The following is a 14,697-nucleotide window of genomic DNA, read 5'->3' as shown; positions in this document are numbered from 1 at the left end:
TACGGAGTGGCCCGATGCCCACTGAGGCAGAGTTCCTCGACTACCTCCGGCGTGCGACTGCCGACCTGCGCGACGCGCGCCGGCGGGTACGCGAGGTGGAGGCCAAGGACCGCGAGCCGATGGCAGTCATCGGCATGGCGTGCCGGTTCCCGGGCGGCGTGTCCAGCCCGGCGGAGCTGTGGGACCTCGTCGACCGGGGCGGCGACGGGGTGGGCGACTTCCCGGCCGACCGGGGCTGGGACCTGGAGCGGCTCTTCGACGTCGACCCGGACAACCCGGGCACGTCGACCAGCAGCCAGGGTGGCTTCCTCTACGACGCGCCGCAGTTCGACCCGGGCTTCTTCGGCATCAGCCCCCGCGAGGCCCTGGCGATGGACCCGCACCAGCGGCTGCTGCTGGAGACCTCCTGGGAGGCGTTCGAGCACGCCGGCATCGACCCGCAGGCGCTGCGCGGCAGCCGGACCGGCGTCTTCGCCGGGGTCATGTACCACGACTACGCGTCGCGGGTGCTGGACCTGCCCGACGGCGTCGAGGGCTACATCGGCACCGGCAACTCCGGCAGCGTGGTGTCCGGGCGGGTGGCGTACACATTCGGGCTGGAGGGCCCAGCCGTCACTGTGGACACGGCGTGCTCGTCGTCGCTGGTCGCCGTGCACCTCGCCACGCAGTCGCTGCGCCAGCGGGACTGCGACTTCGCCCTCGCCGGCGGCGTCACCGTGATGTCCACCCCCGGCACGTTCGCCGACTTCTCCCGCCAGCGGGGCCTGGCCTCGGACGGCCGCTGCAAGTCCTTCGCCGCCGCCGCCGATGGCACCGGCTGGTCCGAGGGCGTCGGCGTGCTGCTCCTGCAACGGCTCTCCGACGCCCGCCGCGACGGCCGCCGGATCCTCGCCGTCGTGCGGGGCAGCGCCGTCAACCAGGACGGCGCCAGCAGCGGGCTCACCGCGCCCAACGGACCGTCACAGGAGCGGGTCATCCGGCAGGCTCTCGCCAACGCCCGGCTCTCGCCGGCCGACATCGACGTGGTCGAGGCGCACGGCACCGGCACCACCCTCGGCGACCCCATCGAGGCACAGGCACTGCTGGCCACGTACGGGCAGGACCGGGGCGACGGCGGGCCGCTCTGGCTGGGCTCGGTCAAGTCGAACCTGGGCCACACCCAGGCTGCCGCCGGTGCCGCCGGCCTGATCAAGATGATCGAGGCGATCCGGCACCGCACCATGCCCGCCACCCTGCACGTCGACGAGCCCTCCCCGCACATCGACTGGTCCGCCGGGCAGGTCTCGCTGCTGACCGAGGCACGCACGTGGTCGGCCACCGACCGGCCGCGCCGGGCCGCCGTGTCGTCCTTCGGCATCAGCGGTACGAACGCGCACGTCATCCTGGAGGAGGCGCCCGTCGACGACGCCCCGTCCACGGAGGAGGCCCCGCCCGCCGCCGACGCGCCGGTGACGCTTCCGCTCGCCCCGGTGTTCCTCTCCGCCCGTACGCCCGAGGCGCTCGCCGGGCAGGCCGGCCGCTGGGCCGACCACCTCGCCCGCGTCGACTCCCCGCGCCCGGTCGACGTCGCGGCCTCCTCGGTCAACCGCGCGGGACTGGAGCACCGCGCGGTCGTCCTGGCCGGCGACGCGGACGACCTGCTCGCCGGGCTGCGGGCCCTCGCCGCAGGCGAGCCGGCCGGCACCGTCACCACCGGTGCGTCGGCGCCGCGCGGCCGGGTGGCCTTTCTCTTCTCCGGTCAGGGCGCGCAGCGCGCCGGTATGGGTCGTGAGCTGTACGCGGCGTTCCCGGTGTTCGCCGCCGCCTTGGACGAGGTGTGTGCTCACCTGGATCCGCTGCTGCCGCGTGCGCTGCGGGAGGTGTTGTTCGCCGGGGTGGGTACGCCTGAGGCGGGGCTGCTGGACCAGACGGTGTTCACCCAGGCGGGGCTGTTCGCGGTCGAGGTGGCGTTGTTCCGCCTGGTCGAGTCGTTGGGTGTCGTGCCGGACCTGGTGGCCGGGCACTCCATCGGTGAGATCGCGGCGGCGCATGTGGCGGGCGTGTTCTCCCTGGCCGACGCGTGCGCGCTGGTCGCGGCGCGGGGTCGGCTGATGCAGGCCCTGCCGGCGGGCGGCGGCATGCTCGCCGTGGCAGCCGACGAGGCCGCGGTGGCCGCCTCCCTGGCGGGGCTGACCGGCCGGCTGGACGTGGCCGCCGTGAACGGCCCCGCCGCCGTGGTGGTGGCGGGCGACGTCGAGGCCCTCGACGAGGTGCAGCGGGTGTGGTCCGAGCGGGGCGTGCAGACCCGCCGGCTGCGGGTCAGCCACGCCTTCCACAGCGCGCGGATGGACCCGATGCTCGCCGAGTTCGCGGCCGTCGCCGAGGGGCTGACGTTCCGGCCGCCGACGATCCCGGTGGTGTCGAACCTGACCGGCCGCGTCGCCGACGCCGACCAGCTCTGCGACCCGGGCTACTGGGTGCGCCACGTACGCGGCACCGTGCGCTTCGCCGACGCCGTCGACTGCCTGCGCGCCGGGGACGTCGACACCTACCTCGAGGTCGGACCGAACGGCGTCCTGACCGCCATGGCGCAGAACTGCCTCGCCGAGCGCTCGGACGACGAACCGGCGCCCCTGCTGGTGTCCGCGTCGCGCCACGACCGCCCCGAGCCGCAGGCCCTCCTGGAGGCCCTCGCAGCGCTGCACGTGCACGGCGTGACCGTCGGCTGGGCGGACCTGCTCGGCCGGGCCGGCGGCCGGCACCTGGACCTGCCGACGTACGCCTTCCAGCACCAGCGCTACTGGCTGGAGCCGGCGGGCCGCTGGACGGACGTGTCCGGGGCGGGCCTCGGCGTGGCAGGGCATCCGCTGCTCGCCGCGGCCGTCTCCGTGGCCGGCGCGGACATGGTGGTCCTGACCGGCCGCCTCTCGACGTCGACGCACGCGTGGCTCGCCGACCACGTCGTGTCCGGTGTGGTGGTCGTTCCCGGTGCCGCTCTGGTGGAGTTGGCGGTGCGGGCGGGCGACGAGGTGGGCGCGTCGCGGGTGCGGGAGTTGACCGTGGCCGCGCCGCTGGTGCTGCCGCAGGCGGGTGCGGTGCGGGTGCAGGTGCGCGTCGGCGCGGCCGACGAGACCGGCGTGCGATCGGTGACCGTGCACTCGCAGCCCGACGAGGCCGCCGACCCGGAGTGGGTCCGGCACGCGGAGGGTGTGCTGGAGCCGGCGTCGGCCGACGAGCCGGGCGTGGGGGAGTGGCCGCCGGTCGACGGCGTCGAGGTGGACGTGGCGGGCTGGTATCCGGTGCTGGCGGAGCGCGGCCTGTCGTACGGGCCGGTGTTCCGGGGGCTGCGCCGGGTGTGGACCGTCGGCGAGGACGTGTACGCCGAGGTGGCGTTGCCGGACGAGGTGGCCGGTGACGCCGCGGGGTTCGGCGTGCACCCGGCGCTGCTGGACGCCGCGCTGCATCCGATCGGGTTGCTGTCCGGCTTGGAGGGCTCGGGTGGGCCTCGGGTGCCGTTCGCGTTCGAGGGTGTGCAGGTGTATGCCTCGGGTGCGCGGGTGCTGCGGGTGCGGTTGTCGCGTACGGGCTCGGCGGTGCGGCTGGTCGCGTGCGACGAGTCGGGCGCGGCCGTGGTCTCGGTGGACACCCTCGCCCTGCGCGAGCTGAGCGGGGTGTCGTCGTCCCCGGACGCGTCGGCCCGGTCGCTGTTCGAACTCACCTGGCAGGCCCAGGAGGTCGCCCCAGCCGGGGACGCCTCCGGGTGGGCGCTGCTGGGCTCGCCCGCCGCCGCCGCCGACCTGCCGGCCGTCGGTGAGCTGCCGGTGTACGCCGACGTCGAGGCGGTCGCCGTGGCGTCGGGTGTGGCGCCGCGTCTGTTGCTGGTGCCGGCGGGTGGCCTGCGCCGGGCCCTTCACGTCGGGACGGAACCTGCTTCGGCCCCCGGTGAGATGCCCGCCGCCGCCGTCGACAACGGCCCCGAGTCGGTGCGGGCGGCGACGTCGCAGGTGCTGGCGACGGTGCGGTCCTGGCTGGCGGCCGACGCGCTGGCGGAGTCGCGGTTGGTCGTGGTGACCCGGGGTGCGGTGTCGGTCGGGGACGGAGACCGGGTCACCGACCTGGCCGCAGCGGCGGTCTGGGGTCTGCTGCGCTCGGCGCAGTCGGAGCATCCGGGTCGCATCGTCCTGGCGGACGTCGACGGTGACGTGGACGCCGGGCTGCTGGGTGTGCTGACTTCCGTGGCCGACGAGCCGGTGGCGTTCGGTGGTCAGGTCGCGGTGCGCTCGGGTGAGGTGTTCGTGCCGCGTCTGGTGCGCGCGGTCGCCCCGGCGTCGCTGGAGACGCCGGTCGTGGGTGACGGTGCGGTGCTGGTGACCGGCGGTACGGGTGCGCTCGGGGCGTTGGTCGCGGAGCATCTGGTGTCGGCGCATGGTGTGCGGTCGCTGGTGCTGGTGTCGCGGCGTGGCCCGGCGGCTGCGGGTGCCGGTGAGTTGTCGGAGCGGCTGACCGCGCTGGGTGCGTCGGTGCGGGTGGTCGCCTGCGACGTGACGGACCGGGATCAGGCGTCCGCCCTGGTGGCGGAGGTTTCCGCTGAGGGCCGGCTGGCGGGTGTCGTGCACACCGCCGGTGTCCTGGACGACGGCGTAGTCGAAGGGCTGACCGCCGAGCGGCTTCGTGCGGTGCTGGCGCCGAAGGTGTCGGCGGGTTGGTTCCTGCACGAGGCGACGGCGGGTCTGGGTCTGGATCTGTTCGTGGTGTTCTCGTCGGTGGCGGGTGTGCTGGGTTCGCCGGGTCAGTCGGCGTACGCGGCGGGTAACGCGTTCCTCGACGCCCTGGCGGTCTACCGGCGGCAGCTCGGGTTGCCTGCCGTCAGCCTCGCCTGGGGCATGTGGGACACCCCCGGCATGGCCGCGTCCCTCGACGACGCCGACCGGGCGCGATCGGCGCGGGGCGGCATCACCGCGATGAGCGCCGACACCGGGTTGCGCCTGTTCGACGCCGCGCTCACCGCAGACCGCCCCGCCCTGGTGCCCGCCGTGATCGACCTGGCCGCCCTCCGGGCCGCCGTCGGCGCAGGCCCGGTGCCGCCGATGCTCCGCAACCTGATCGGTACGACCACGATCCGGCGCCAGGCGGGACAGGGCACCACCTGGGCGACCCGTATCGGTGGCCTGACCGCCGATGAGGCGCGCGCCCAGGTCGACGTGCTGGTACGCGGCCTCGTCGCGCAGGTGCTCGGGCACGGCGGGGCGGAAGCCGTGCCTGCCGACCGGGCGTTCCGCGAGCTGGGCTTCGACTCGCTGACCGCCGTCGACCTGCGCAACCGCGTGAACGCGGCCACCGGCCTGCGGCTGCCCTCGACGCTGGTGTTCGACTACCCGACGCCGCAGGCGCTCGCCGTCCACGTGCACGCCGAACTCGCCGGTGCCGCCGGCGGTCCCGCCGCGCCGGGCGTGCGGACCACCACCCGCTCCGACGAGCCGCTCGCCATCGTCGGCATGGCCTGCCGCTACCCGGGCGGCGTCGAGACGCCCGACCAGTTGTGGGCGCTGCTGGCCGCCGGCGGGGAGGGGATCGGGGAGTTCCCCGCCGACCGTGGCTGGGACCTGGAGAGCCTGTTCGATCCCGATCCGGACCACCCCGGGACGTCGTACACCCGGCACGGCGGCTTCCTGTATGACGCGGGTGCGTTCGACCCGGCGTTCTTCGGCATCTCGCCGCGTGAGGCTCTGGCGATGGATCCGCAGCAGCGGTTGTTGCTGGAGGCGTCGTGGGAGTCGTTCGAGTCCGCCGGTCTCGATCCGCAGCGGTTGCGGGGCAGCCGGACCGGTGTCTTCGCCGGCGTCATGTACCACGACTACGCGACGCGGCTCATGGAGCTGGCCGGCGAGGTGGAGGGCTACGTCGGCACCGGCAACTCGGGCAGCGTGCTGTCCGGGCGGGTGGCGTACACGTTCGGCCTCGAAGGCCCGGCGGTCACCGTCGACACGGCCTGCTCGTCCAGCCTCGTGGCGCTGCACCTTGCCGCGCAGGCGTTGCGGTCGGGTGAATGTGACCTCGCCCTGGCTGGCGGCGTGACGGTGATGGCGACGCCGGGGACGTTCATCGAGTTCTCCCGGCAGCGGGGGTTGTCGCAGGACGGCCGGTGCAAGTCGTTCGCCGCCTCGGCCGACGGCACCGGCTGGAGCGAGGGCGTGGGTGTCCTGCTCGTGCAGCGGCTCTCCGACGCCCAGCGGGAAGGCCGGCGCATCCACGCCGTCCTGCGGGGTACGGCTGTGAACCAGGACGGTGCGTCCAACGGCCTGACCGCGCCGAACGGTCCGTCGCAGCAGCGCGTGATCCGGCAGGCCCTCGCGAACGCGCGCCTGACTCCGGCGGACGTGGACGCCGTGGAGGCACACGGCACGGGCACGACCCTCGGTGACCCGATCGAGGCGCAGGCTCTGCTGGCGACGTACGGGCAGGAGCGTCCGCAGGATCGGCCGTTGCTGTTGGGGTCGGTGAAGTCGAACATCGGGCACACGCAGGCGGCTGCGGGTGTGGCTGGTGTGATCAAGATGGTCATGGCGATGCGGCACGGTCTGGTGCCGGCGACGTTGCATGTGGACGAGGCGTCGCCGCATGTGGACTGGTCGGCCGGGGCGGTGGCCCTGGCTACGGAGGCGACCCCGTGGCCGCGGGTGGACCGTCCGCGTCGGGCGGCGGTGTCGTCGTTCGGGATCTCCGGCACGAACGCGCATGTGATCATCGAGCAGCCACCCGCCGAGACGATCGACGCGCGGCCCGCCGACCGGCCGCGCCCCGGACTCGTACCCCTGGTGCTCTCCGCCGCGGACGCTCCGGCGCTGCGCGACCAGGCGGCCCGGCTGGGCGCGCACCTCGCGGCACACCCGGAGCTGGCGCCGGCCGACGTCGCACACGCCCTGGTCACCACCCGGACCGCGTTCGCGCACCGCGCCGTCGTCCTCGGCCGCGACACAGTCGGCCTGACGCGCGCCTTGGAGTCGTTCCACCTCGGCGAGGCCACCCCCGCCACGGTCACCGGCACCGCGCTGCGCGGCGGCGACCCGATCCTCGTCTTCCCCGGCCACGGCGACCCGTGGCCCGCCGCGACGGTCGAGCTGCTGGACCGGGCACCGGAGTTCGCCGCCGTGATCGCCGCCTGCGAGGCGGCCCTCACCCCCCACGTGGACTGGTCGCTCGCCGCCGTGCTGCGCGGCGCGGACGGCGCCCCGACCCCGGCCGACCCCGGGGTGGCGCCGGCCGTCCGGTGGGCCGTGGCCGTCTCGCTGGGACGCTGGTGGCGCTCGCTCGGCGTACGGCCCGCCGCCGTGCTCGGGCACGCCCAGGGGGCGCTCGCGGCCGCCTGCGTGGCCGGCGCGCTGTCGCTGGAGGACGCGGCGAAGACGATGGCCCTCGCCAGCCGGGCGGAGGACGGCCCGGACGCGCCGGCCGGGATCACCCTCCGGGCGGCCGAGATACCGCTGTACTCGGCGATCGGCGGCCCGGTCGACACCGACGGCCTCGACGCCGCCCGGTGGTACCGGGAACTGTCCGCCGACGCCGACGCCGACGCCGACGCCGACGCCGACGCCGACGCCGACGCCGACGCCGACGCCGACGCCGACGCCGACGCCTTACGCGTCCTGCTCGACGAGGGCCACCGGGTCTTCCTCGAGGCCGCTCCCGCGTCCGTGCTCGCCGCCGGGATCCGCGAGAGCGCGCGGGCCGACGACGCCGTCGTGGTGGCCGCCGAGGACACCCTGGCCGGTGGCTGGCAGCGCATGCTGACGGTCCTCGCCGGGCTGCACGTGCACGGCGTGCCGGTCGACTGGACGGCGATCCTGGGCGCCCCCACCGGCCCGCCGGTCGCGCTGCCCACGTACGCCTTCCAGCGCCAGCGCTACTGGCCGCAGCCGACGGCGGCGACCGCCCCCGCCCTCGCCGTCGCCGACGAGGCGGACCGGAAATTCTGGGAGGCCGTGGAACGCGCCGACGCGCAGGCGCTGGCCGCCGCGATGCGCATCGACGAGGCCACGGCCCGCTCCCTCGACCCCGCGCTGCCGCTGCTCTCCTCGTGGCGCCGGCGCCGCCGTGAAGAGTCCACCGTCGACTTGTGGCGCTACCGGGTGACCTGGAAGCCGCTGACCGTCGCGGAGGCCACCCTCGCCGGCACCTGGCTGCTGGTCGTGCCGGCCGCCGGCGTCGAGCACCCCCTGGTCGACGGCGTCGCCCGGGTGCTGGGCGAGGGCGGGGCCGAGGTCGTCCGGATCGACGCGACGGAGCCGGACCGGCAGGCGCTTGCCGACCGGCTCGCGCGTACCGGTGGGCCCGTCGCCGGCGTGCTCTCGCTGCTCGGCCTGGACGACGCGCCGCACCCGGCCCACCCGGTCGTCCCGGCGGGCCTCGCCGCCACGTACGCACTGGTCCAGGCCCTCGGCGACGCCGGAATCACCGCGCCGCTGTGGTGCGCCACCGCCGGTGCGGTCTCGACCGGCCGGGCCGACCAGCTCGACCGCCCCCGGCAGGCGATGCTCTGGGGGCTCGGCCGGGTCGTCGCCCTGGAGCACCCGGACCGCTGGGGTGGCCTCGTCGACCTGCCCACGAAGCTGGACCCCCGGGACCGGGCCCGGCTCGTGGCGGTGCTGGCCGGCGTCGACGCCGAGGACCAGCTGGCGCTGCGCCCCTCCGGGGTGTTCGCCCGGCGGCTGGTCCGGGCCCGCGCCGACCGGACGGCGACCGGGGACTGGCGTCCCGCCAGCGGCGCCGTCCTGGTCACCGGCGGCCTCGGGTCGATCGGGGCCCAGGTCGCGCGCTGGCTGGCCCGCGAGGGCGTCGGCGAGCTGGTGCTGACCGGCCGCCAGGGGCCCGCCACGCCCGGCGCCGACGCGCTGGCCGACGAACTGCGCGCCGCCGGCGCCACCGTCACCGTGGCCGCCTGCGACGTCGCGGACCCCGCCGCCGTACGGGCCCTCGTCGAGCGGCTGGCCGCGCAGGGCACCCGCGTCGGGGCCGTGTTCCACACCGCGGGCGTGGCCCACGCCGCGCCGGTCGCGGCCACCGACGTGGCCGACCTCGCCGACGCCCTGCGGGCCAAGGTGGCCGGCGCGGTGAACCTGGACGAGGCGTGCGGCGACGACCTGTCGGCGTTCGTGCTCTTCTCCTCCGGCGCGGGCGTCTGGGGCGGCGGGCACCAGGGCGGCTACGCCGCCGCCAACGCCTTCCTCGACGCGCTCGCCGAGGACCGGCGACGGCGCGGCCGGGCCGCCACCGCCATCGCCTGGGGCGCCTGGGACGGCGGCGGCATGGTCGACGCCGAGGGCGCCGCCGACCAGATGTTCCGCTCGGGCGTCCGGGCCATGCGCCCCGACCTCGCGGTCTCCGTGCTGGCCGGGGCGCTCGACGACGGCGACACCACGCTCACCGTGGCGGACATCGCCTGGGACCGGTTCCTCCAGACCTACACGCTGGCCCGCCCCCGGCCGCTGATCGCCGACGTCCCCGAGGTGGCGCAACTGCTCGCCGCCGGGCAGCGCGACGCCGACCCGTCCGACACAGCCTCGCCGCTGCGCGGCCGGCTGGCCGGCCTCGCCGCGCCGGAGCGCCGCCGGGTCCTGCTCGACCTCGTACGGGTCCACGCGGCGGCGGTGCTGCGGCTGGCCTCGCCGCAGGCGCTCGCTGCGGACCGGTCGTTCCGGGAGATCGGCTTCGACTCGCTCAGCGCCGTCGAGATGCGCAACCGGCTCGCCGAGGCGGTGGGGCTGAACCTGCCGGCGACCCTGGTGTTCGACCGCCCGACGCCCGACGCCCTCGCCGAGCACCTGGCGGGCAGGCTCGCGGGCGACGACAGCCCGGCGGCGGTTCCCACCCGGGCCGCCACCGCGCTGGACGAGCCGATCGCCATCGTCTCGATGAGCTGCCGCTACCCCGGCGGCGTCGCCGGCCCCGAGGACCTGTGGCGACTCGTCGCCGAGGGGCGCGACGGCATCGCGGAGTTCCCGGCCGACCGGGGCTGGGACCTGGCGGCCATCTACGACCCCGACCCCGACCGGCCCGGCACCTCGTACGTGCGGGAGGGCGGCTTCCTCACCGACGCCGCCGGCTTCGACGCGGCCCTGTTCGGCATCTCCCCGCGCGAGGCGATGGTGATGGACCCGCAGCAGCGGGTGCTGCTGGAGAGCGCCTGGGAGTTGTTCGAGCGGGCCGGCACCGCGCCGGCCGACATGGGGGAGACCAACACCGGCGTCTTCGTCGGCACCAACGGCCAGGACTACGCGACGCTGCTGATGGCCGCCCGGGTCGAGACCGAGGGCTACCAGGCCACCGGCAACGTCGCCGCCGTCATCAGCGGTCGGCTGGCGTACCACTTCGGGTTGCAGGGCCCGGCCGTCAGCGTCGACACCGCCTGCTCGTCGTCGCTGGTGGCGCTGCACCTGGCCTGCCAGTCCCTGCGGCAGGGCGAGTGCGACGTCGCGGTCGCCGGCGGCGTGACGGTGATGGCCACCCCCGGCCCGTTCCTCGAGTTCGCCCGGCAGCGTGGGCTCGCCCTCGACGGCCGGTGCAAGTCGTTCGCCGGAGCCGCCGACGGCACCGGCTGGGGCGAGGGCGTCGGCCTGGTGATGTTGCAGCGGCTCTCCGACGCCCAGCGCGACGGCCGGCGGATCCTTGCCGTCGTCCGCGGCTCGGCGATGAACCAGGACGGCGCCAGCAACGGCCTGACCGCGCCCAACGGGCCCGCCCAGGAGCGGGTGATCAACCAGGCGCTGGCCAACGCGCGGCTGACCGCCGCCGACGTGGACGCCGTCGACGGGCACGGCACCGGCACCCGGCTCGGCGACCCGATCGAGGCGCAGGCGCTCCTGGCCACGTACGGGCGGGACCGGCCCGCCGACCGGCCGCTGCTGCTCGGCTCGGTCAAGTCGAACATCGGCCACACCCAGGCCGCCGCCGGGGTCTCCGGCGTGATCAAGATGGTGCTGGCGCTCCAGCACGACCTGCTGCCGCCCACCCTGCACGTGGACGAGCCGTCGCCGCACGTGGACTGGTCGGCGGGCGCCGTCGCGCTGCTGACCGAGGCGCAGCCGTGGCCGGACGTGGAGCGGCCTCGCCGGGCCGCCGTGTCGTCGTTCGGGGTCAGCGGCACCAACGTGCACGTCATCCTCGAACAGGCGCCGGCCGCGCCGCCGGCCGACACCGGCACGCCCCGCCCCGCCGCCGGGCCGCCGGTGCTGCCCTGGGTCGTCTCGGCCGACACCGCCGACAGCCTGCGGGCCCAGGCGGCCCGGCTGGCCGACTGGCTGCCGCAGACCGCCGCGTCCGCCGCCGACGTGGCCCGGGCACTGGCGACCGGACGGTCCCCGCTGCGGCACCGCGCGGTGCTGCTCGCCGAGGACGCCGACGCCGCCCTCGGCGGCCTGCGGGCCCTCGCCGCCGGGCAGGAGCACCCCGGGCTCACCCGGGGCGTCGCCGAGCCCGGCGGGGCGCTGGCGATGCTCTTCTCCGGCCAGGGCGCCCAGCATGCCGGCATGGGCCGCCACCTGTACGAGACGTTCCCCGTCTTCGCGGCGGCCGTCGACGAGGCGTGCCAGCACCTGGACGCGTACCTGCCGCGGCCGCTGCGCACGGTGCTTTTCGCCGAGCCCGGCACCGCCGAGGCCGACCTGCTCGACCAGACGGTCTTCACCCAGGCCGGGCTCTTCGCCGTCGAGGTGGCGCTGTTCCGGCTGCTCGAACACTGGGGGATCCGGCCCGACTTCGTGGCCGGGCACTCCGTCGGGGAGATCAGCGCGGCCCACGTCGCCGGGGTGCTCGACCTGCCCGACGCCTGCGCGCTCGTCGGCAACCGGGGCCGGCTGATGCAGGCCCTGCCCGCCGGCGGCGGGATGCTGGCCGTCGCCGCGCCCGAGGTTGACGTGCTGCGGGCGCTGGACGGCACGCCGGGACAGGCGGCCGTCGCCGCCGTGAACGGGCCGGCCGCCGTCGTCGTCGCCGGCGCCGACGAGGCGCTGGCCGGGTTGGCCGCCCACTTCGCCGACCTCGGCGTACGCACCAAGCGGCTGCGGGTCAGCCACGCCTTCCACAGCCCGTTGATGGAGCCGATGCTCGCCGAGTTCGCGGCCGTCGCGGCGACCCTGTCGTACGCCCCGCCGACGGTGTCGCTGGTGTCGAACCTGACCGGCGCGGTCGTCGACGCCGAGCAGCTCTGCACCCCCGGCTACTGGGTGCGCCACGTCCGGGAGGCGGTCCGCTTCGCCGACACCGTCACCCACCTGCACGCCCACGGGGTGACGCGGTTCCTGGAGGTCGGGCCGGACACCGTGCTGACCGCACTGACCGCCGACGCGCTGCCGGTGGACGCCCCGATCGTCGTGACCGGCGTGCAGCGGCCCGGCCAGGACGAGGTGACCACCCTGCTCGGCGCGGTGGCCGAGCTGTACTGCCACGGCATGCCCGTACGTTTCCCGGCGCTGCTTCCCGGTGGCGGCCACGTGGACCTGCCCACGTACGCGTTCGCCCACCAGCGGTTCTGGCCGACCCTCGACGCGGCGCCGGGGCCCACCCCCGCCACCACCCCCGACGACGTCGACTCGGCGTTCTGGCGGGCCGTGGCATCGGGCGACGGCGACGAACTCGCCAGCCGGCTCGGACTCGACGCGGACCGGCCGCTGCGGAAGCTGCTGCCGGACCTGGACCGGTGGCGGCGCCGGCAGCAGGAGGACACCCTCGCCGGCCGCTGGCGCTACCGGATCACCTGGCGTCCGCGGCCCCTCGCGGCGGGCGCCGTCGAGGGCACCTGGACCCTTGTGCACAGCGGCACCGGCCAGCCGGTCGCCGACCGGCTCGCCGAACTGCTCACCGCCCGTGGCGGTGACGTGCGGCAGATCGTCGTCGATCCGGCGACGATCGACCGGAACGCGCTCGCCGGGCAGCTCGCCGCCGCGGCGCCCGCCCGGATCGTGTCGCTGCTCGCCCTCGACGAGCGGGCGCACCCCGAGCGCCCGGCCGTGCCGCTGGGCCTGACCGCGAACCTCGCCCTCGTGCAGGCGGTCACGGACGCCCTGCCCCCGGCACCGTTGTGGCTGCTCACCCGGCAGGCAGTCGCCACCGGCGCCGACGACCCCGTCGCCCGCCCCGCCCAGGCCACCACGTGGGGCCTCGGCCTGGTGACCGCGCTGGAACACCCCCGGCACTGGGGTGGCCTGCTGGACCTGCCCGCCACCCTGGACACCGCCGCCGCCGAGGGAGTCCTGGCGGCCCTCACCGCCGCCGGCGACGAGGACCAGCTCGCGGTGCGCGAATCCGGGACGTACCTGCGGCGGCTGGAGCGCGCGCCCCGCGCCGAGGCACCGGCCGGCTGGCAGGCACCGGACACCGTCCTGGTCACCGGCGGCACCGGCGCCGTCGGCCGGTACGCCGCAGGCTGGTTCGCCCGGCACGGCGCGCGGCGACTGCTGCTGGTCAGCCGGCGCGGCGCGGCCGCCCCCGGGGCCGACGAGGCGGTGGCGGAACTGGCCGCCCTCGGCGCCGAGGCCCGGGTGCTGGCCTGCGACCTGGCCGACCGGGACGCGGTCGCGGACCTCGTGCGCTCCCTGCGCGCCGACGGCGAGACCGTGCACGCGGTGGTGCACGCCGCCGGGGTGGGCCGGCTCAACCCGGTCGCCGCCGTGACCGAGGCGGAACTCGCCGACGTCGTCTCCGGCAAGATCGCCGGCGCCCGGCACCTCGGCGAGCTCCTCGACCCGGAGCCGCTCGACCTGGTCGTGCACTTCTCCTCCATCGCGGCCGTCTGGGGCGTCGGCGACCACGGCGCGTACGCCGCCGGCAACGCCTTCCTGGACGCCTGGGCGCAGTCCCGGCCTGCCGGGCGGGCCCGGCACCTCTCGGTGAACTGGGGCCCCTGGGCCGGCGGCGGCATGGTGACCGACGCGCACACCGCGGCCATGAGCCGGCGCGGGGTGTCCCTGCTCGACCGGGAACCGGCGATGGCCGCCCTGCGCGCCGGCCTCGACGGCGACGACACCGCCCTCACCGTCGCCGACATCGACTGGGACCGCTTCGCGCCGGTGTTCGCCTCCGCCCGGCCCCGGCCGCTGATCAGCGAGATCGCCGAGGTGGCCGCCCAGGCCGCGGCGGCGCGTGCCACCGCCGAGGAGGGCGACCAGGTCGCCGGCGAACTGCGCAAGCGGCTCGGCGAGCTGTCGCAGGCCGAACAGGCACGGCTGCTGGTCGATCTCATCCGCACCGCCGCGGGCGAGGTCATCGGCCACGACACCCCGTACGCGGTGGAGGCCGGGCGGCCCTTCCGGGACCTCGGCTTCGACTCGCTCACCGCCGTGGAGCTGCGGGGCCGGCTGGCCCGCTCGACCGGGCTGAGCCTGCCCAGCTCGGTGGTGTTCGACCACCCGACCCCGCAGGCGCTGGCCGAGCACCTGCGGGCCGAACTGCTCGACGAGGCGTCGGTGGAGGCGCTGCCCACCCTCGCGGAGCTGGACCAGTTGGAGAGCGCCCTCGCGCTGCGCGACCCGGACGACATCGGCCGGGTGCGGATCACGATGCGCCTGCACAGCCTGCTCGAACGGCTCGGCGTCGCGGAGGAACGCCGGGAGGAGACCGCCGAGGTGGCCGGCCGGCTGCGGGCGGCCAGCAACCAGGAGCTGTTCGACCTCATCGACCAGGACCTCGGGCTCTCCTGAGCCGTACGGGGACCTGTGGTGTCACGAG

General features: G+C 76.2%; 1 protein-coding gene. It reads left to right on the top strand.

Features of this window, described 5'->3' with window-relative positions; all coding sequences use genetic code 11:
- Positions 1 to 14 precede the first annotated feature (14 nt).
- Positions 15 to 14,669, top strand: coding sequence for a type I polyketide synthase (locus FHX31_RS17865; RefSeq protein ID WP_184976816.1), 14,655 nt, complete (start codon positions 15 to 17; stop codon positions 14,667 to 14,669).
- Positions 14,670 to 14,697: the final 28 nt, after the last annotated feature.

The organism is Micromonospora sp. CNZ286 (assembly GCF_014207755.1).
This window is presented reverse-complemented; position numbering and strand designations above follow the sequence as displayed.